This is a genomic window from Actinoplanes sp. SE50/110 (assembly GCF_900119315.1).
Lineage (GTDB): Bacteria > Actinomycetota > Actinomycetes > Mycobacteriales > Micromonosporaceae > Actinoplanes.
On record NZ_LT827010.1, the window covers coordinates 5,272,391 to 5,291,590 of the forward strand.

The window sequence follows — 19,200 nt, forward strand, 5'->3', positions numbered from 1 at the left end:
TACTACGAACTATGTTCGTATTGCTACGAACAGCGATCTGGAGTAGAACGGTGTTCGTATCCGTGAAAGGGGTCCCGATGACCACACTCCGCTCCGCCTGGGTAGCCCTCGCCGGCCTGTCCGCAGTGTTCCTGTTCGAGATGCTCGACAACTCGATCCTCAACGTCGCCCTGCCCACCATCGGCCGCGAGCTGCACGCCTCCACCATCGGCCTGCAGTGGGTGACCGGCGCGTACGCGGTCGTCTTCGGCGGCCTGATGCTGCTGTTCGGCGCGGTCGCGGACCGCTTCGGCCGGCGCCGCACCATGCTGGTCGGCCTGATCCTGCTCGGCGTCGCCAGCCTGGCCACCGCGTTCGTCACCACCGCCGGCCAGCTGATCGCGGTCCGCGCGCTGATGGGCGTCGCGGCGGCGATGACCACCCCCGGTTCGATGGCCCTGGCCTTCCGGTTGTTCGCCCGCGACGATCTGCGGGTCCGGGCCACCACGCTGATCTCCACTGTCGGCCTGGTCGGGCTGGCGGTGGGACCCACCACCGGCGGCTTCGTGCTGTCCGTCGCCCCGTGGCAGACGCTGCTGCTCATCAACGTCCCGATCGCGGCGCTGGCCTTCGCCGGGGTGCGCACCGGCATCGCCGCGGACGACCCCGCCGACCTGCACCGCGCCCCGGTCGACGTGGCCGGCGCGGTCCTGTGCACGCTGACCGTCGTGGTCGCGCTCATCGCACCCACCCTGTTCGTCGACGAGGGTGCCGGCGGCTGGCAGCCCTGGGCGGCCACCGCGGCCGCCGGGCTCGGCGCGCTGCTGTTCGTACTGCGCGAACACACCGCCGCGCACCCGCTGCTCGATCTGGCGCTGGTCGCCCGGCCGCTGGTCGCCACCGGCCTGGCCTACAAGGCCGCCGCCGGGATGGCCGTCGCCGGCCTCGGCTACCTGGTCACCCTGCAGCTGCAGCTGGCCTGGGGCTGGTCTCCGGCGCACGCCGCGCTCGGCATGCTCCCGCAGGTCGTCGTCCTGATCGGCGGCGGCGTCTACGTCAACCCGTTCGTCACCTGGGCCGGCCTGGAGCGCGCCGCCTGGCTCAGCTCGCTCGCCGTCGTCGCCGGCCTGGCCGTCTTCGGCGTCTTCAGCCGCTTCGGCTACCTCTGGGTGGCGCTCGCCCTGGTGCTCGTCTCGGCCGGCCTGCGGGTGGTCGGCGTGGTCGCCGCGATGAACGTGCTCCGCGGCCTCCCGGAGAACCGCACCACGATCGGCGCCGCCCTGGTCGACACTTCGTCCGAGGTGACCTCGGGCGCCGGGATCGCGGTCACCGGCACGATCCTGGCCGCGGTCTTCACCGGCTCGATCACCGCCGGGCAGTGGACCGCACAGCAGACGACCCAGTTCGCCACCGCGATGACGACCGCCGGCCTGGTGCTGACCGCGATGGCCGCGGCGCTGGTCGGATGGGCGATCGTCCGAACCCGGGCGGCTCGGACGGCGCTCAGCTCCGTCCGATGAGCGGACGCCCGGTCGGGGGACCAGAATCGGACATGTCCCCGGATCGGCCACTACGGTCTGCAGGATGCTGTTCGACCAGCTCCGCCGCCGCCGGCCGGTCGCGGCCCCGGCGGACTCCCCCGTCCAGGAGCTTCCCCGGTGGAAACTGACCCCGGAGCGGCGCGACCGCTACCGGCATGACGTGTTCGAGCAGGAACTGGACGAGGTGCTCGGCGCCGGCTCGCTGGCGGACGGCACCGTCTCCACCGACTTCCTGCGCCGCCGCTGCCTGCGCGAGCGTGACGCCCTCGGCACACCCGCGCAGGATGCCTGGCAGATCGTGGATCGCCGACTCGTCGACCGCGCGCGGGTCCGCGACCGGCTCGACGCCGGCGCCCTGATCGCCTACGAGTGGGCGTTCACCCCCGGCCTGCGCCGGCTCATCCTGTCCCTGGGCATGGCGCTGTGGCTCCTCGCCTTCGCCTACGCCGGCCCGGGTGAGCATCGCCTGGACTACGCCGACCCCGTGCTGCTGTGGGCGGCCGGGGTGCTCGTCACCGGCTCGGCGGCGGCTTCGATCGCCGAGTTCCGCGGCGTGCGCCACCCGGGCCTGTTCGTCACCCAGGCGTTCGCGACGGCGCTGGCGGCCGGGCTGACCGCGGTCGCCGGCATGCAGGTCAAGACCGTGGCGATCCAGCAGTCCGGGCTGGTGCCGGTCACCGTGGTGATGATCACCACGGTGGTGCTGGCGGTCCTGCTGGTCGCCTTCCAATCCTGGGGACACGTCGACCGGCACTGGTCGACCGCGCGGCTGGCCGACCTCCGGGTCCCGGTCGTCACCGGCGCGATCCTGATCGGCCTGATCTCGCTGACCGCTCTCGGCACCATCCTGATCCTCGGCGCCGGGACGGCGAACCGGCGCCTCGACGTCGTCCGGCCGGAACTCTGGCTCGCCGTGCCCGGCAGCGTCATCCTGACGCTGAACCTGCTCGCCGGACTCTTCGGTTACTCCTCGACACCGTTCGAGATCGTCGACAGCCGCTGGCGGACCGCGGAACGGGAGTGGCGCGAGATGCTCCGCAACCGGATCCTGCTGCCGCTGCTGCGCCGGATGGTCAACGACGCGAGGCCGTCGTACGACACCACCCTCTACGTGACCCGGCCGCATGGGCTCAGCCAGGCGTTCGACCCGATCTACGAGGTGCCCACCAGGGCCCGGGAGCGGCTGGAGAAGATCCTCACGATGCTGCCCGGCGGCAGTGTCGGCCTGGCCGGGCCGCGCGGCGTCGGCAAGTCGACGATCCTGGCCTCGTTCTGCGAGCACCGCGCCGAATCCGCCGGCACCATCCGGGTCCTGGTCTCCGCCCCCGTCGACTACGCGCCCCGCGACTTCCTGCTGCACCTGTACGCGCAGATCTGCCGCGCCGCCCTCGGCCTGCACGACGGACACCGGCCGCCGCCGGACCCGATCCACTGGCTGTCCGCCCGCCGCCCGCTCTGGGCCGGCTCGCTGCTGGCCGGCCTCACCGGCGCCGCCGGGCTGGGCATCCTGATCCTCAGCGGCAGCCAGTACCGGCTGGGCACCAGCCAGATCATCGCGGTCATCATGCTGCTGGTCGCCACCGGCCTCGGCGCACATCTGGCCGCCCGCCGCGCGCCGCGGCCGAGCTCCGGTTACGCCCCCGAGGACACCCTGCGGGACGCGGCGCTGGAACGGCTGCGCGAGATCGAATACCAGCAGAGCATCGCCGGCGAATACTCCGGCGCCGTCAAGGTGGTGCCGGCCGGGCTGGAGTCGTCACTCAAACGCTCGACCGGTTTCGTCCGGCAACAGCTGAGCCTGCCCGAGATCGTCGACTCGCTGCGGCGGTTCCTGAAGCTGGCGGCCGCGCAGCCCCGGCCGGCCGGCGGCCCGGCCCTGGTGATCGGGATCGACGAGCTCGACAAGATCGAGGACGAGACGCGCGCGCAGCAGTTCCTCAACGACATCAAGAGCATCTTCGGGGTGGCCGGCTGCCACTTCCTGGTGTCGGTGTCGGAGGACGCGATGGCCTCGTTCGAGCGGCGCGGCCTGCCGTTCCGCGACGTGTTCGACAGCGCCTTCGACGAGATCGCCAGCATCCCCTACCTGGCCTTCAAGGAGAGTTCGGACCTGGTCGGCCGGCGCACCACGGAGATCCCGATTCCGTTCAAGGGACTCGCCTTCTGCCTCTCCGGCGGCCTGCCCCGCGACCTGATCCGGGCCGCCCGCACCATGGTGGAGATCTCCGAGAAGGGCAGCCGGGACCTGCCCGCCATCGCCGCCCGGCTGGTGGCCCGGGACCTGACCGGCAAGGCGGACGCGGTCGCCGCCGCGATCCGCAAGGTCGACGCCGAACCGGCCACCTCCCGGCTGATGCTCTGGTGCCGTGCGATCGCCGGCCGGATCGCCGACGACGGCGACTTCACCGCGGCGATGGACGATCTGAAATGCATCGACATGTGGGGCCGTGAGGAGGCGAACCGGGCGGCGCTGCGCCGCCTGGCCCGGGAGATCACCGCGTACGCCTACTACTGCCGCACCCTGGTCGGCTTCTTCGCCCTGCCGCAGTCCGCCGGCATCCTGGCCGCTTACGACGAGCTGGCCGCGATCCGCCGGGCGATGGCCGCGAACCCGCTGGTCGGCTGGACGCTGACCAGCGAGTTCCGGCAGCGCCGCCGGATGCCCGAGGTGTATCCGCCGGACGCGCTGACCGTGCTTCCGGCCAAGGTCTAGGTATACCTATCCCGGCCTGAGCTGCGAAGATACGCATCCCGCTGTCGATGTGGGCACCGCGTCCGGACGGCGAGCATGGGTCTGTCGGCAAGCGAGGGAGACAGACCATGTTGTTCCATCCGTTCATGATGCTGGGACTGGCCCGGGAGCGGCGGCACGAGCTGATCGCCGAGGCGGACCGGGAGCGGCTGCTGGCCGCGGCCCGGCGGTCCCGGAGGGCGGGAAAACGCGGCGCGGTGCGCGGGCGGCCCGCCGGTACGCTTTCGGCGTGCGAACCTTCCGTGGCGGTGCCAGCCCGGTGATGGTCGGGCGCGAGCGCGAGCTGCGCCGCCTGGCCCAGCTCGCCGCCGCCCGGGAACCGGCCGTCGCGGTGATCGCCGGCGAGCCCGGCATCGGCAAGACCCGGCTGGTGCAGGAGCTGCTGGCCACCCTGCCACCGGAGACGGTGGTGCTGGTCGGGCAGGCCGAGCCCGGCTCCCTGTCCCGGCCCTACGAGGTGCTGCTCGACGCGATCGACGGCCGGCCCGAAGTGGACGAGGACCAGCTGGCCGCGCTCGCCGATCCGCGGCGCAGCCCGGTGCAACGGCTGCACACCGGCCTGGCGATCGTCGCGGACCTGATCGGCGACTCGCCCGCGGTGATCGTCTTCGAGGATCTGCACTGGGCCGACTCGGAGAGCGCGGCGCTGTTCGAGCGGATCGCCGACCAGCACGGCCCGCGGTTGCTGATCGGGACGTATCGGCCGGGTGACGTGACCCGCCGGCAGCCCGTGGCGAGCCTGCTGGCGCAGTTGGAGCGCCGGCATGCGGTGACCCACGTACGGCTGGATCGGTTGTCCCCGGCGCAGACCGCGGCCCTGCTCGCGGCCGCGACCGGGGCCCCGGCGCCGCTGCGCGCCGCGACCGCGTTGCACCATCGCACCGGCGGCAACCCGTTCTTCCTGGAGGAGCTTTTGAGAGCCCTGCCGGGGTACGACGTGGAGGGCCTCGTCGAGCAACCGCTGCCGTGGAGCCTCGCCGATGTGTTGCGCCGTCAGGTCGACGACCTCGACCCGGTGAGTCACCGGATCGTCGAGGCGGCCACCGTGCTGGGCCACCGCATCCCGTTCGACCTGCTGGCCGACGTCACCGGGGCCGACGAGGACGAGCTGATCCGGGTGCTGCGCGACCTGGTGACCCGCGGGGTGCTGGTCGAGTCGGGCGACGACGAGTTCGCCTTCCGGCACGCGCTGCTGCGCGAGGCGATCGCCGACCAGATGCTGAGCCGCCAGCGCCGCCGGCTGCACGAGGCCGCCCTGGACAGTCTGCTGCGCGGCGGCGGCTCCGACCCGGCCATGGTGGCCCACCACGCGCGCGGCGCCGGCCGCTACGACGACCTGGTCCAGGCCGCCCGCGACGGCGCCGGGCTGTACCTGTCGATCGGCTCGGCGTATCAGGCGTTGCAGCTGGCCGAGATGGGGCTCGACGAGGTGCCCGACGATCCGGGCCTGCTGGCCTCCGCGGCCCGCGCGGCGTGGCTGGCCGGCCTGCTCGACGACGCGCTGCGCTACGGCCGCCGATGGCGTGACCTGGCCACCACCAGCTCGGACCGGGCCGAGTCGCTGTATCTGCTGGTCCGGATCGCCTGGGAGTCCCGCGACGCCGCCGAGATGCGCACCCTCACCGAGGCGATCGCAACCCTGATCGCCCAGCTCCCGCCGGGCGCCGACCAGGCATGGGCGATGACCGCGATCGCCCAGTCGGCGTACCTGCGCGACGAACTCGACGACGCCCTGCTCTGGTGCGACCGTGCGCTGGCCCTGGCCGACGAATTCGAGCTGCCCGGGGTGCGCCTGGCGGCGCTGGTCGAGAAGGGCTCCACCCTCACCGAACGCCCGCAGACCGCCACCGAGGGCCGCGCCATGCTGTCCGGCCTGATCGACGACCTGGAGGCGGCCGGCGAATGGGTGCTGGCCGCCCGCGCCCTGGCCGCCCTGGTCGTCGGCGTCCCGCCCACCTCCCCGATCGAACACGCCGAAACCCTGGAACGGATGCGGATCGACGCCGAGCGCGCCGGCTTCGAGTCCCTGGCCGTCGCCACGTACTACCAGGGGCGCGCCCGCCTGGCCCAGCGCGCCGGCGACCTGGACGCCGCGATCGCCGCCCTGGAGGAGGGCCGCGAGCAGGACATCGGGTATCGGCGGCGGGGCCGCTGGGCCGACTTCCACGCGGTGTTCCTGGCCGGTTTGTATCTGGAGGCCGGGCACCTGGACCGGGTCGAGCAGATCCTCGCCGACCTGCGCGAGCTGCCGAACAACCTGCCGACGGCGATCCCGGGTCTGACCTTCAACCTGGCCTGCCGACGGGGTGACCTGCCGGGCGCTTCGATGGCCCTGAACGACCTGTTCGCCGCACTGGCCGGACAGTCCTGGCGCAGTGGTGAACAGGCGCACGACCTGGTGTCGGCGGCCTTGGAGCTGGGCCTGCCGGCGGAGCGGCTGGACGAGATGGTGGCGACCCTGCTGGACGCGGAGGTGTGGGACGCGTACCGGACGCTGGTCGACGCCCAGGTGGCGGAGGCACACGGCCGGCACGCTCTCGCCTTGGACGGCTACCTGTCGATCACCGATGCGCACATCCTGGGACCGGCCGCCCGCGGCACCGTCCACGTCGGCGCGGCCCGCTGCCTGCTCGCCGCCGGCCGCCCCGCCGAAGCCGAGGTCCACGCCAAGGCGGCGGCGACGGCCCTGTCCCGCTGGCACGGCTGGCGGGTGACCCGCCTGGACGAGGTCCGCGCCCGGCTCGGCATGACACCGGTCGACGCTTCCGCGGTGACCGGGCCGGCGGCACTGACCCCGCGCGAGCGCGAGGTGGCGGTCCTGATCAGCGACGGCCTGACCAACACGGAGCTGGCCCGCCGCCTCTACATCTCCCCGAAGACGGCCGCCGTCCACGTCTCCAACATCCTGCGCAAACTGGGCGTCTCCTCCCGAACCGAGGTCGCCGACCTGGTCAACGGCACCTGAACCACCAGCGCCGTCACCAATCGGCGACCCTTTCCCGCCCCGGGAATCTGTCGATCATTTCCTGCAAGCGGTCGATGAGCTCGAATACCGCCAGCCGTAGCCGCTCGTCCGCCGGAGCGGGGCTTGGCGCTCACACGGGATCCCGCTGACCGGCCCGCCCCGCGTCACCATCGAGGAGCGCCACAAACCGGATGATTTCCTCGGCCTGCGGATCATCCTGAAAGCCGGCACCGCGACGATCCGCGGTGAAGCCACCACCCGACTGACCGATGCTGAGGGCCTGGCCCGGTGGATGTCAGCCGCCGGCCCGGAGGCGGAGCACCAGCTCGTCCGCGTACCCGTGACGGCTCTCCTGCGCCGCGCGGCGCCGCGCGGGCGGGTCAGCAGGCGGTCACGACCAGAGCGGCCATGTCGGCGCGCACCTCCCCGGTGCCGAACTTGTCGGTCAGAGCTGCACGCACGCTCTCGGTGACCGCCGCCAGGTCGCCACCGCGGCTGACGATCTCGTGGCGGATCGGCGTGCCCTGGCAGAAGCCGATCGCCGCGTCGCCCGCGGAGGGCGAAACGCTCGGCAGCGAAACCGTCACCACATCCACCTCACCGAAGGCCGCCGCGCGCACCGCGTCGCGGATCGCCGTCGCGTCGTGATAGCCGTGCGGGACCCGCGATAGGAACTGCGGCGGATCGTCGGGAAAGCAGTTCTGCAGCGCGGCCTCGACGGTGGCGGCGATCGGGCTGTCCTCGATGCGCTCCCAGACGTTGAACAGCAGCCCGCCCCCGGGGCGCAGAACCCGGCGCATTTCGGCGTAGGCGCGCGCCTTGTCCGGCAGGAACATGACGCCGAACTGGCAGCAGACCGCGTCGAAGCTGTCATCGCCGAACGGCAGATTCTGGGCGTCGACCGCCTCGAACCGCACCCCGGCCGTCTCCCTGCGGGCGGCTGCCACGTCCAGCATGGCCTGGCTGAGGTCGGTGGCCACGATGACGGCATCAGGCAACGCCCGCGCCACCTCGGCCGTCACGATGCCCGTGCCGGCGGCGAGCTCGAGCACCCGGGAGGGAGACCGGTCGGCCAACCGGGACGCGAGGTCACGGGCGAACGGCTGGAACAGCAAAGGCCCCAGGTAGCGATCGTAGTTCGCGGGCACCGATCCGGCGAAATCCATGCCTTCACCATATGCAGGCTCTGCTGCACCGAGCCTTTTCATCCTGCGTAGCGGTTGGCTTCGACGCGATGCAGGACGAGAAGGGCTTGCACGACCGCGGTGGCCCGGCGTGGACAGCAGCGGATCCAGCCACGGGATCGGCTGGAACACCTTCAACGCCATCTTCTGATCCCTGTCCACAACACACGCAACGGCGCCCGCCCGGTGAGGGCGGGCGCCGTTGCGTGTTCGTGGGCTCAGGCCTGCGGCGCCTGGTACGGGGCGTGCTGCCCGGCCTGCCACGCCGCGTACCGCTGGGCGGCCTGGTGGTACGCCGCCTGCGCGGCGGCGTCGAAGGCCGGGTGGGAGTTCGGGAAGTCCACCTGTGCTCCGTCGCGGGAGACCACGCCACCGGGCAGCATCCGGTAGGAGCCTCGGGCGAGGACGGCGGCACCGGCGAGGGCGACGACGAGGGCCAGCAGGACCACCGTCCCGAACGAGTCGCCGCGTGGGAACGCCAGGCTGATCGGGAGCACGGCGATCAGGCCGAGGCCGATGAGCAGCCGGTTCTTGTGCAGCTTGACGCACTCCGAGCAGAACGGCCAGGCCTGTGAGCGGACCTCTTTGCGGAGCGCCCAGACCACGATGAGGTACGGCAGCGCGCCGAAGAGGATCAGGATCAGGGCCCAGGCCGGCGGCTTGGACCAGAATTTGACCGGCTTCTGCACGGCGGGGGCTTCTCCGTGCCGGGAGCAGACGGAGGGTACGCCGGAGCCGTCCGGCACCAGGCTGGACGGGATGGCAATGCTCATGTGCGCCTCAAGGGTGACCCGGCCCGGGGGCCGGAGTTGTTGATCTCGTCGGCGCGGGATGTTACCGGCCCGGCAGCTCCTTCCTCCACATGCGGCTTCGAAACTTTCGGAACTTCAACTCGGAACCTTTCAATCAAACTACTGAACGGTTAAGTTTTACCAGCTCATCTAGCTGCTAAATTACCGGAGTGTTTCCGTAAGTTGTTGACACTGTGGAGCGGGCGCGCGAATACTCACGCAGACAGGGATCGCTCACCGTCGATCCCGGAAGTCCCACTCCCCCGAAGGATTCGCCATGCCCGACGCTCCCACGTCATCCCGTCCCCGGGCCCGGCTCAAAGCCACCCTCGCCGCCGCCTGCACGGTGGTCGCCGCCGTCGCCGGCACCATGCTGGCCAGCAGCCCGGCGCACGCCGACACCACCGTCAGCAGCAATCAGACCGGCACCAACAACGGCTATTACTACTCGTTCTGGAAGGACAGCGGCAACGTCAGCATGACCATGGGCGCCGGCGGTCAGTACAGCACCCAGTGGAGCAGCGTGAACAACTTCGTCGCCGGCAAGGGCTGGTCGACCGGGGCGCGCCGCGCGGTCTCCTACTCGGGGTCGTTCAATCCGAGCGGCAACGCCTATCTTTCGCTGTACGGGTGGACCACCAGCCCGCTCGTCGAGTACTACATCGTCGACAACTGGGGCACCTACCGCCCGACCGGCACCTACATGGGCACGGTGACCAGCGACGGCGGCACGTACGACATCTATCGCACGCAGCGCGTCAACCAGCCGTCGATCCAGGGCACGGCCACGTTCTACCAGTATTGGAGTGTCCGGCAGTCGAAGCGGACCGGCGGCACCATCACGACCGGCAACCATTTCGACGCCTGGGCGTCCAAGGGCATGAACCTCGGCACCTTCAACTACCAGATCCTGGCAACCGAGGGCTACCAGAGCAGCGGGAATTCGAACATCACCGTGGGCGGCACGGGCGGCAGCACCGGCGGGGGTGGAAGCACCGGCGGCGGGTGCACCGCCACGCTCTCCGCCGGCCAGCAGTGGAGTGACCGCTACAACCTCAACGTCACCGTCTCCGGGTCCAGCAACTGGACGGTCACGCTGAACATCCCGTCCCCGGCCAAGAGCATCGCCACCTGGAACACCGCGGCGAGTTACCCGAGCGCGCAGACCCTGGTCGCCAAGCCGAACGGCAGCGGCAACACCTTCGGCGTCACCATCCAGGCGAACGGGAACTGGACGTGGCCCAACGTTTCGTGCAGCGGGAGCTGACCATGCGCATCATGCTCGCCGCCGTGGCCACCGTGCTGACCGCCGCCACCGGGTTCGTGGCGGTCGAGGTGACCGCCGCGCAGGCCGCCACCTGTTCGGGATACGTCGGGCTGACCTTCGATGACGGGCCGACCGCCGGGAACACCCAGAATCTGCTGGCCACCCTGCGCGCCAACGGGCTGCGGGCGACGATGTTCAACGAGGGCCAGCATGCCGCGGCCAACCCGGCCCTGGTCAAGGCGCAGATCGATGCCGGCATGCAGGTGGGCAACCACAGTTACACCCATCCGCATCTGACCCAGCAGAGTCAGGCGACGATCGATGCCGAGATCTCCCGGACCCAATCGGCGATCGCCAATGCCGGTGGTGGCACGCCGAAGCTGTTCCGGCCGCCCTACGGGGAGACGAACGCGACGCTGAAATCGGTCGAGCAGAAGTACGGGCTGACCGAGATCATCTGGGATGTCGACTCGCAGGACTGGAACGGCGCGAGCGTCGATGCGATCGTGGCGGCCAATGCCCGGCTCACCAACGGGCAGATCATCCTGATGCACGACTGGCCGGCCAACACGGTGGCCGCCATTCCGCGGATCGCCCAGGGCCTGGCGAGCCGGGGCCTGTGCGCCGGGGTGATCTCGCCGCAGACCGGCCGGGCGGTCGCGCCGACCGGCACCGGCGGCACCGGCGGCACCGGCGGCACCGGCGGCACCGGCGGCACCGGCGGCACCGGCACAGCTTGCACCGCCTCGCTCTCCGCGGGACAGCAATGGAGCGACCGGTACAACCTGAACGTCACCGTTTCCGGCTCCACCACCTGGACCGTGACGCTCACCGTCCCGTCCCCGGCGAAGGTCATCGCCACCTGGAACACGACCGCGAGTTACCCGAACGCGCAAACGCTGGTCGCCAAGCCGAACGGCAGCGGCAACTCCTTCGGGCTGACGATCCAGACCAACGGCAACGGGACCTGGCCCGCGGTTTCCTGCGGTTAGGCGGTCAACGGCAGCCGGACGGTGAAGGTGGTCATCCCGCCGTCCGGCTCGCCGACCGTCAGCGTCCCGCCGTGCTGCTCCACGATCGCCCGGGCCACGGTCAGCCCCAGCCCGTTGCCCCGCATCCCGCCGTGCCGCGCCGCGTCACCGCGGAAGAACAGATCGAACAGCCGGCCGCGTTCGTGCGCCGCGATCGGCGTCCCGCGGTTCGTCACGGTCACCGCCGCCGCGCCCCCATCGGCGTGCACCCCCACCGTGACCACGGTGCCCTCAGCCGCCCAGTCCCGAGCATTGCCGATCAGCTCGTCCAGCACCTCGCCGAGCCGGCCCCGGTCCCCGTCGACGATCAGTGGGTCGACGGCGCCGATCGCCACCCCGCTGTGCCCGGCCGCCGCCTCCCGCACCAGCACGGCCAGGTCCACCGGCTTGCGGTGCAGCTCGATGTGCCCCCAGCGCAGCCCGGCCACGTCGAGCAGGCGCAGCACGATGGTCCGTAGGCTCTCGGTGTTGCGCCGCATCACCCCCAGCGCGTCCCGCTGGTCGTCGCTGAGGCCGGGGTCGTCGAGCAGGAGTTCGGTGTGCGCCTGGATGCTGGTCAGCGGGGTGCGCAATTCGTGGCCGACCAGCGCGATGTATTCGTCGCGGGTGCGGGCGAGTTCGGCGGCGAGCCGTTCGGCGCGACGCCGCTGCAGCCATTCGCCCAGCCGCGCGCCGATGCCGGTCACCACCGCGGCCCGCAATTCTTCCGGTACGTCGTCATCCCCGGCGTAGCAGACCAGCACCCCGAGAGGTTCGGCGCCGGCCGGAACCGGGACGGCCAGCGCCCCGTCCTCCCATCGGGGCCCGGCCCCGCGCAGGGTTTGGGCCGGCAGGTCCGGGCCGGAGCGCGCCGACTCTCCCCAGTGCGCCTCGCGCCGCAGCGTCCGGGTCACCTCGTCGACGGCCCAGAATTCGGTGGCCTGCCAGCCGATGGAGGCGCCGGCGATCGCCATCACCCGCCGCAACGTCCCGGTGGACGGCTGTCCGTTGGCGATCAGGTGGGTGATCTCCAGCTCGCCCTCCTGCAGCCGGGACGCCAGCCGGCGGGCGGTGACGTCGCGGAGCCCGACGACCACGGCGAGGCTCGGCTGGCCGGTGAGCGGGCGGGCGTTCATCCGCAGGATCTGCCGGGGCCGCCCGGGCAGGCGCAGCTCCACCTCGGCCTCCCGGACGACCTCGCCGTGCAGCACCCGGGCGAGCAGCGGCCGCAGCGGCTCCGGCCACTGCTCCAGCGCCCGGCCTCGCACCAGGTCGCCGACCAGGCCGAGGGCGGCCTGGTTGCACATCGCGGGGCGCCCGGTCGGGTCACCGGCGATGATCGCGACGACCAGGCTGTCGGCGACCGCCTGCATCATGGTGATCCGCTCCTGCGCCTGCCGGCGGGCGAAGATCTCGGATTCGAGTTCGCCGGTCAGCACCCGCAGGGCGTGCCCCTCCTTGGCCAGCATGTACTCGGTGACGTCGGTGACCCGGTGAATGATCAGCGAGACCGTGCCGTCCGCGGCGAAAACCGGCGCGTTGACCGCCGACCAGAACCGGATCTGGAAGCCGCCGCCGGGCTGCGGGATGTCGTACTGCTGGATGGGCAGGATGTCGGCGACGCCGTCGCGGCGCACCCGGTCCAGCGAGCTCGCGAGCTGGGCGACCGAGCCGGCTCCCGGGTCGGCAGGGTTTTCCGGGAAGGCGGCGAAGACCGACTGCCCGATCAGGTCCGCCCGCTCCCGCATGGTGGCGCTCAGATAGTCGTCGTTGACTTCGACGATCACCAGTTCAGGATCGAGCACGAGCATGGCCACCGGGGCGCTGCAGAAGAGCGCGCGATGGTCGAACGACATGATATTTCCTGAAAGCGGTGACATAACGGACAAGCGCTACCCGGATATACCGGTTCTAAACCTCATCGCCCCAAAGGCGAAGGCGATCGCGCCCAGGACCGTCACCGCCCCGCAGAGCAGCAGCGTCACCCGGTATCCGAGGTGCTCGACCCCCGCGCCGGACAGCGTGCCGGAGACCAGCAGACCCGCGGTCGACGCATTGGCGAACAGCGTGGTCGCCCGCCCGGTCGCCGGGGCCAGCAGCTCCTGGAAATACCGGATCCCGGCCGCGGCCACCACCGCGATGCCCACCCCGCGCAGCAGCTGCGCGGCCACCAGCAGCGGCATCCCGGACGCCGCGACGATGACCACGGGGTAGGCGGCGAGCGCGGCGAACCCGAAGAGGATCAGGGTCCGCTGACTGAAGGTGGCCGGCACCAGCGTCAAGCCGAGCGTGGCCGCCACCTCGATCGCCGCGCAGACGCTGAACAGCACGCCGACCGAGGCGGCCGACCGGCCCAGCGCGCGGGTCGCGAACAGTGGCACCACCAGGCCACCGGCGAACATCGCCGCGAAGAACAGCAGGACGCCCACGGTCAGCAGGATCGGAGTGGGCGCCGGCAGCGGATCCGCGGCCGGAGCGGGACGCGGCGGCGGCACGGCGAAAACGGTCAGCGCGGAGATCAGGAACACTCCGGCCGCGGTCCACATCAGCCACGTGTAGCCGCCGTGCGACAGCACCAGCGCACCCAGCAGCGGCCCCGTCGCCCAGGCCAGCGACCAGGCCGAGCGCAGCACCGCCGCGACCCGCGGCCCGGCGCCGCCCAGGGCGAACAGCTGCGGAAAGGCGGCGCCCATCGCCCCGAGCACGGTCGCCGCCATCACCAGGAGAACCACAAAATCGGACACCCTCGGCAGCACCAGGTAACCCGCCGCACCCAGGAAGATCACTATTGCGGCGTACGCCCTGGCCGGCCGCCGATCGAACAACCGGCCCAGCCACGACCCGATGGTGATCCCGCCGAGCGCGAACACAGCGGACCAGATCCCGATCTGCAGCGGCGTCAGCCCGACCACATCCGCGCCGAACAGCACGATGTACGAGGTGACCATCGAGTCGGCGATCCCGAGCAGCAGAACCGCGGCGAACAGCGCGAGCGAGGGCACGCACCGTTCGTATCGGCTGGAACCATCGAAGGAAACCGATTTCCCACGACCGGGGGCGACGCCCGTCACAATCCGCCCAAATCGCAAAAACGGCTGCGCCGCGGGGATAGCGTCGAAACCGATGCACCCGATCCTCGTCGTCGCCGCGAGCCTGCTGCTCTGTGCGATCACCGCCGCCCTGCTCCGCCGCCACCTCCGGCCCGCGGTCGAGTCCGCCTGCCGTTCCCTGATCCCGCACCTGCCTGGCCTCGTACGCCGCGCCGCACGCTGGTGCCGCCGACATGTCGACCCGGCGGTGCTGCGATCCGGCCTGGTCACCGCGGTCGCCGCCGGCATCGCCTGGGCCGCGGCCGGCACCCTGCACCTGGCCGGCCCGGTCACCGCGGCCATCTCCGCCACCCTGTCCGTGCAGCTCAGCTCGCACGCCTCGGTCCGCGAGGGCACCCAGCGCCTGATCGGCACCCTGGCCGGTCTCGGTCTGACCGTCGCCGTGTGGGGCGTCTTCGGCCTCACCCCGTGGACGATCGCCGCGATCACCGGCTGCGGCCTGGCCGCCGGACGTCTGCTGCGCCTCGGCGAGAGCTCGGTGACGGTGCCCGCCACCTCGCTCGGCATCCTGGTCGGCGGCAGCGCCGTCACCGAGGCGTACGTCTGGGAGCGGATCGCCGCCACCGCCCTCGGCATCGTGGTCGGTGCCATCCTGTCCCCGCTGGTCGGCGGCATGACCCCGCTGGAGCGCGCCGCGTGGAACCTGGACCGCCTGTCCGGTGAGATTGCCCGGCTGCTCGCCGCCCTCGGCGACGGCGTGCGCGACGGCTACACCCGGGAGCAGGCCGAGCAGTGGCTGGCCCGGTCCCGCGACCTCGGTGCCGACTTCGACGAGGCGGCCACCGCGGTCGACGACATGATCCGCCACGCCCACTGGTCGCTGACCACCCCGGTCGCCAAGGTCACCCCGCTGCGCGACACCCTGCACGCCCTGGAGCACGGGGTGCAGCAGGTCAACTCGGTGGCCCGCTCGATGTTCGACGCCGCGGCCACCCCGCACGCCCCGGTGATCCCGGCCCCGATCGCCCCGGTCCTGACCGCCGCCGCCGAGGCGTTCGCCGAACGCTCCGACGACCGCCGCCACGAGAAGCTCGAGTCGCTGCGTGACGCCCGCCACCAGACCCTGCGCACCGTCCGCACCGAACTCGACGACACCGGCGTGCTGGTCCTCACCGGGTCGATCATCACCGACATCGACCGCATGGCCGGCTCCCTGGCCCGCTCGGCCCCAGCCCTCTCCATCGGCCTGCGCGAGCCGGGCCCCGGCATCCCGGCCGTCTCCGAGGTCCTCCCCGCCGTCCGCCTGATCCTCAAGAAGACCTCGTCCCGCTCGTAGATCCGATGCGGCCATGGGCCCCGCCGGCGATATCCGGGCTTCGATCGGGGCGATGGCCCACCTGACCGCCGCGAGTCACCCCGGCCGGCACGGTCTGGCTGTCGCACCGCGGCCCCGGCGGTCACACCTTCACCGAGGTGGGCCTCGATGGTCAGGTCCTCCGCTCGGTCGTTCCGGAGCATCATGCCCATGAACACCTCGGCGCCTTCGTCCTGCTCCCCGACGGTATCCGCACGACCTGGCTACCGGCCAGCCCTTACCGTCCAGTTCCACCAGGTCAGGCTCCCCGCGTCGCCCGTCACACCGAGACCGGCGCCACCACCTGGTCCACACCACTGCCGCCCGCGGAGCTATCCTTTCCCGGCGTCGTCGAAGCGGGCATGGATACCGGCTGCGAACCACGTCCAAAGAAGCCGTGGCGGCCGACCCGGCCGACCCGTCAGCGCCTTCCAACTCACCAAACGCCTGTGCGACCTGGGCCTCAACCCCGCACAGTCCCGCTCCACCGCACTGTTCGACCTCGCCACCGAACTGGCCGCCGCGATCCTCGCCCGGATGCTGGGCATCCACATCAGCGTCGCCGCCGCCTGGCAACGCGCCAGCGCCGGCGACTGGACCACCTACGCCGCCGACGTCAGCCGCCGAGCCGACACCATCGGTAAGATCTCCAAGGAAACCTGGGCGCACGTGCACAACTACCGCTTCAAACGCCAAACCAACAAGATCGGCATCTTCGCCGGCCTCACCGCCGAGGCCTTGAGGCAAAGCACCCTACCCGTGAAGGCCGATCACATCAGCGATCACATCTGGCTGGATACGTCCCACGTCACTGACGGTTTCCGCGGCACACCACTGAGGCTGAGCCAGAACGAAGTCGGATGGCTGCGGACCGGACTGCTCCACGTCGCCGACGACATCACGCGCGCCGAACCCACCGCCCACGTCACCGTCGTCATCCACGCACTGGAGATCATCGAAGTGGACTACATCGAGCCGGCCCTCGCTCTCGCCATCGCTGGTTGGGCAGCCCAAGAGTTCGGATTCACCGACCGCCCCGCCGACATCCGACTCGATGACCAGACCAACCAATACGTCGTCTCCTGGACAGGTTGATCCACGTCGGCGGGTACGACCGATAGGCATCTCTCAGCACGTCACTGATGCCGTCGTACTCTGCCGCCAGAACGTCTTCCAGCAGCGGCACGTAGTCCTGGCTGGCCAGAATCCCCAAGACTTGCGTCAGGTCCGCATCGGCAAGGAGCGCAAGCGTTTCCTCGTCGTCATAACGGCCCGGACCCTCGGCACCGACCAGTGCGAGACCACCGAAGTTGCTCACCCGAATGAAGATCGGCACACCGGTCGTTGTCGCCGGACCCGGCACGACCACCTGGCCGAAGTAACTCGCGTCCTGCACCGCTGCGCCGGCGTCGACCGCGCACTCACCGCCGAAACCCTGCTCGAGGCCAGCCACCAGCAGCCCGAATCGGCGTCTTTCGGCCGCATCGTCGAAGCCGGCGGGATGCTCCAGATGGTCGGCATCGTCACACCGCCGCAACAGCGAAATGATCTCGGCTCTGTCGGGCCACGGCACGAGGCAATCCTGCCAGCCATCCGGCCGCGCCGCCGACCCGCACGAGGTGCCGCGTTACGCGTCCCAGCGCCGTTGAGAACCACAACCAACCTCGTGGTGCCACCAGCCATCGGCCTGGCCTTCGTCGAGCAGAAGCTTGATTTCGCCGGACGCGGCCCCTGCCGGGACGGTCAGTGCGACGAGCGGCAAGTCCGCGCTGAAGACCTCACCGCCGAGACCGAAGCGTGCGAACTTTCTCATGCACGCCACCGGCATCGGCCCTGTCCGGAAACCGCACGCGGGTCAGCCGCCCAGGACGGAGATCTCCGCGGTGCCCTCGGTCTGCACCGCCGCCAGGTCCTGCTTGCCGTCGGCGTTCCAGTCGGTCAGCACCTGCTCCCGGCTGTCGCCCGGCACCTTGGCCGTGGCGAGGGTCTTGGTCAACCCGGCCGCCCCGTCGAGCACGCTCAGGTCGGTCTTGACCGTGGTGACCAGGTCGGGCTTCCGGTCGCCGTTCCAGTCGGTCACCGCGACCCGGACCCCGTCACCGGCCGGCTGTGCGGTGACCACGGCCGGTGACGCCTGCTGGAAGTTCGTGGCGCCGTCGAGGACCTGCACCTCGACCTTGCCGCTGGCGGTGCCGGTGGTCTGGGTGGCGAGCAGGTCGGGGTGGCCGTCGGCGTTCCAGTCGGCGACCGAGAACTGGTAGCGGTCGTCGGTCGGGCCGAGCACGGTGGCCGTTTCGACGAGCAGGCGCTGGAAGTTCGAGGCGCCGTCGACGACGCGCACCTCGGTGTGACCGCTGGCGGTGCCGGATTTCTGGGTGACGACCAGGTCGGGTTTGCCGTCGCCGTTGTAGTCGGTGACCGCGTACGCGTGGCGCTCGTCGGTGGGGCCGAGCGCGGTCGCGGTGATCAGCAGGAGGCGGGAGAAGTTCGTCGCGCCGTCCATGATCCGGATTTCGGTCTTGCCGGTGGCGGCGCCCACCCCGTTGATGATCATCAGGTCGGGGTGCTTGTCACCGTTCCAGTCGGCCATCGCCAGGCCGTGCCGGCCGTTCAGCGCGCCGAGCTGCGGCCGGGCCGAGGCCAGCGCGGTGGTGAACGGACCGGACGCCGCGGCGGAGGCGGAGGCGGTCGCCGCCGCGGTGGGCACGGCCGGTGCCGGATCCGGGGCGACCGCCCACAGCGCGGAGACGATGAGCTGCGCGTCGTGGACCTCGAACGCGTACGCCCCGGGCAGCGCCGACGTCTGCACCCGCTGGCAGATTGCGCCGATGTCGCCGCCCATCCAGCTGTCGCCGGGGAATTTGCGGAGCATCGCGGTCAGGAACGCGTTGGTCGCGTAGACCGGGTCGACGAGCTGCGCGGCCCGGCCCCAGCCCTGCGACGGCCGCTGCTCGAACAGACCGAGGCTGTCGTGGTCGGTCGACACCACGTGGTTGGTCAGGGTGCTCTCGGTGATCGCCGTGGTCACCGCGATCACCGCGGCGCGCGGCCCGAGGCCGCGCTGCTGCACGATCCCGATGATCGCCCGGGCGCAGGCGACGGCCCGCGGGCTGACCGCGGTGCCGAGGCGCCGGCCGGTCATCGACGGGCGCAGCCGGTCGGCGACGACCCGGTCCGCGGCCGTCCCGGTGTCACCGGCGCAGGTGGACGCTGCCGGTAGGGGCGCGGCCTGCGCCGAGGTCGGCAGCAACGCCGACACCGAAGCGAGCGTCAACGCGGCAACCCATCGCGATGCGGCACCTGACAT

15 protein-coding genes and 1 pseudogene are annotated in these 19,200 nt (G+C 71.3%); 8 read left to right on the top strand and 8 right to left on the bottom strand.

The annotated features are described in order from the left end of the window. Positions 1-77 precede the first annotated feature (77 nt). The 4 genes from ACSP50_RS23650 to ACSP50_RS23665 all read left to right on the top strand — a co-directional run bounded on the left by ACSP50_RS23650 (position 78) and on the right by ACSP50_RS23665 (position 7,237). The gene (locus tag ACSP50_RS23650) at positions 78-1,499 is read left to right on the top strand and encodes an MFS transporter (RefSeq protein WP_043512048.1); all 1,422 of its coding nucleotides are present in this window, start codon (positions 78-80) and stop codon (positions 1,497-1,499) included. A gap of 64 nt (positions 1,500-1,563) precedes the next feature. Then, positions 1,564-4,233: a hypothetical protein gene (locus ACSP50_RS23655; protein ID WP_014691807.1), complete on the top strand. Its 2,670-nt coding sequence runs from the start codon at positions 1,564-1,566 to the stop codon at positions 4,231-4,233. A gap of 107 nt (positions 4,234-4,340) precedes the next feature. Continuing rightward, positions 4,341-4,535 carry a hypothetical protein gene (locus ACSP50_RS23660; RefSeq protein ID WP_014691808.1) on the top strand — a complete coding sequence of 65 codons (195 nt, stop codon included), beginning with the start codon at positions 4,341-4,343 and terminating at the stop codon, positions 4,533-4,535. After that, positions 4,502-7,237, top strand: coding sequence for an AAA family ATPase (locus tag ACSP50_RS23665; RefSeq protein ID WP_231956698.1), 2,736 nt, complete (start codon positions 4,502-4,504; stop codon positions 7,235-7,237). Before ACSP50_RS23660 ends, ACSP50_RS23665 begins: the two co-directional genes overlap by 34 nt. Before the next feature lie 380 nt (positions 7,238-7,617). On the opposite strand, the gene ACSP50_RS23670 is transcribed toward ACSP50_RS23665, so the two are convergent. The 3 genes and pseudogenes from ACSP50_RS23670 to ACSP50_RS23675 form a co-directional block, all read right to left on the bottom strand. Beyond that, entirely contained in the window at positions 7,618-8,403 is a 786-nt protein-coding gene (locus ACSP50_RS23670; RefSeq protein WP_014691810.1) for a class I SAM-dependent methyltransferase, read from the bottom strand. A 38-nt stretch (positions 8,404-8,441) separates the two neighbouring features. Beyond that, positions 8,442-8,528: pseudogene (locus ACSP50_RS42205) on the bottom strand (IS5/IS1182 family transposase); the annotation flags it as partial. Between the two features lie 111 nt (positions 8,529-8,639). After that, entirely contained in the window at positions 8,640-9,194 is a 555-nt protein-coding gene (locus ACSP50_RS23675) for a hypothetical protein (protein WP_014691811.1), read from the bottom strand. Between the two features lie 295 nt (positions 9,195-9,489). On the opposite strand from ACSP50_RS23675, the gene ACSP50_RS23680 reads away from it, so the two are divergent. After that, positions 9,490-10,479 carry a glycoside hydrolase family 11 protein gene (locus tag ACSP50_RS23680; protein ID WP_014691812.1) on the top strand — a complete coding sequence of 330 codons (990 nt, stop codon included), beginning with the start codon at positions 9,490-9,492 and terminating at the stop codon, positions 10,477-10,479. Next, entirely contained in the window at positions 10,449-11,471 is a 1,023-nt protein-coding gene (locus ACSP50_RS23685; RefSeq protein WP_014691813.1) for a polysaccharide deacetylase family protein, read from the top strand. Before ACSP50_RS23680 ends, ACSP50_RS23685 begins: the two co-directional genes overlap by 31 nt. Here ACSP50_RS23685 and ACSP50_RS23690 read toward each other — a convergent pair. Both ACSP50_RS23690 and ACSP50_RS23695 read right to left on the bottom strand, forming a co-directional pair. Next, positions 11,468-13,345, bottom strand: a complete 1,878-nt coding sequence (locus tag ACSP50_RS23690) for a PAS domain-containing sensor histidine kinase (RefSeq protein WP_014691814.1) — start codon at positions 13,343-13,345, stop codon at positions 11,468-11,470. The two genes, ACSP50_RS23685 and ACSP50_RS23690, sit on opposite strands and share 4 nt — an antisense overlap. Before the next feature lie 36 nt (positions 13,346-13,381). Further along, positions 13,382-14,491 (bottom strand): MFS transporter, encoded by a 1,110-nt coding sequence (locus tag ACSP50_RS23695; protein WP_014691815.1) that lies wholly within the window; start codon positions 14,489-14,491, stop codon positions 13,382-13,384. Positions 14,492-14,612: 121 nt separating this feature from the next. Between ACSP50_RS23695 and ACSP50_RS23700 the strand changes: the two genes are divergently transcribed. Continuing rightward, positions 14,613-15,875 carry an aromatic acid exporter family protein gene (locus tag ACSP50_RS23700; RefSeq protein ID WP_014691816.1) on the top strand — a complete coding sequence of 421 codons (1,263 nt, stop codon included), beginning with the start codon at positions 14,613-14,615 and terminating at the stop codon, positions 15,873-15,875. A 555-nt stretch (positions 15,876-16,430) separates the two neighbouring features. Then, on the top strand, positions 16,431-16,988 hold the full coding sequence (locus tag ACSP50_RS44175; RefSeq protein WP_014691817.1) for a hypothetical protein: 558 nt from the start codon (positions 16,431-16,433) through the stop codon (positions 16,986-16,988). Here the strand turns inward: ACSP50_RS44175 and ACSP50_RS42210 are convergent. The 3 genes from ACSP50_RS42210 to ACSP50_RS23720 are packed head-to-tail and all read right to left on the bottom strand — an operon-like array spanning position 16,918 to position 19,167. After that, positions 16,918-17,466 carry a hypothetical protein gene (locus ACSP50_RS42210; RefSeq protein ID WP_014691818.1) on the bottom strand — a complete coding sequence of 183 codons (549 nt, stop codon included), beginning with the start codon at positions 17,464-17,466 and terminating at the stop codon, positions 16,918-16,920. The genes ACSP50_RS44175 and ACSP50_RS42210 overlap by 71 nt on opposite strands. 54 nt (positions 17,467-17,520) lie before the next feature. Further along, on the bottom strand, positions 17,521-17,706 hold the full coding sequence (locus ACSP50_RS23715) for a DUF4265 domain-containing protein (protein WP_155123603.1): 186 nt from the start codon (positions 17,704-17,706) through the stop codon (positions 17,521-17,523). 42 nt (positions 17,707-17,748) lie between these two features. Then, positions 17,749-19,167: a VCBS repeat-containing protein gene (locus ACSP50_RS23720; RefSeq protein WP_231956699.1), complete on the bottom strand. Its 1,419-nt coding sequence runs from the start codon at positions 19,165-19,167 to the stop codon at positions 17,749-17,751. Positions 19,168-19,200 lie beyond the last annotated feature (33 nt).

What these genes read in the sequence shown, in the direction of transcription:
- ACSP50_RS23650 (WP_043512048.1), top strand. Translation starts at nt 78, where the DNA reads ATGACCACACTCCGCTCCGCCTGGGTAGCCCTCGCCGGCCTGTCCGCA.
- ACSP50_RS23655 (WP_014691807.1), top strand. Translation starts at nt 1,564, where the DNA reads ATGCTGTTCGACCAGCTCCGCCGCCGCCGGCCGGTCGCGGCCCCGGCG.
- ACSP50_RS23660 (WP_014691808.1), top strand. Translation starts at nt 4,341, where the DNA reads ATGTTGTTCCATCCGTTCATGATGCTGGGACTGGCCCGGGAGCGGCGG.
- ACSP50_RS23670 (WP_014691810.1), bottom strand. Translation starts at nt 8,403, where the DNA reads ATGGATTTCGCCGGATCGGTGCCCGCGAACTACGATCGCTACCTGGGG.
- ACSP50_RS23675 (WP_014691811.1), bottom strand. Translation starts at nt 9,194, where the DNA reads ATGAGCATTGCCATCCCGTCCAGCCTGGTGCCGGACGGCTCCGGCGTA.
- ACSP50_RS23680 (WP_014691812.1), top strand. Translation starts at nt 9,490, where the DNA reads ATGCCCGACGCTCCCACGTCATCCCGTCCCCGGGCCCGGCTCAAAGCC.
- ACSP50_RS23690 (WP_014691814.1), bottom strand. Translation starts at nt 13,345, where the DNA reads ATGTCGTTCGACCATCGCGCGCTCTTCTGCAGCGCCCCGGTGGCCATG.
- ACSP50_RS23700 (WP_014691816.1), top strand. Translation starts at nt 14,613, where the DNA reads ATGCACCCGATCCTCGTCGTCGCCGCGAGCCTGCTGCTCTGTGCGATC.
- ACSP50_RS44175 (WP_014691817.1), top strand. Translation starts at nt 16,431, where the DNA reads ATGCTGGGCATCCACATCAGCGTCGCCGCCGCCTGGCAACGCGCCAGC.
- ACSP50_RS23715 (WP_155123603.1), bottom strand. Translation starts at nt 17,706, where the DNA reads ATGAGAAAGTTCGCACGCTTCGGTCTCGGCGGTGAGGTCTTCAGCGCG.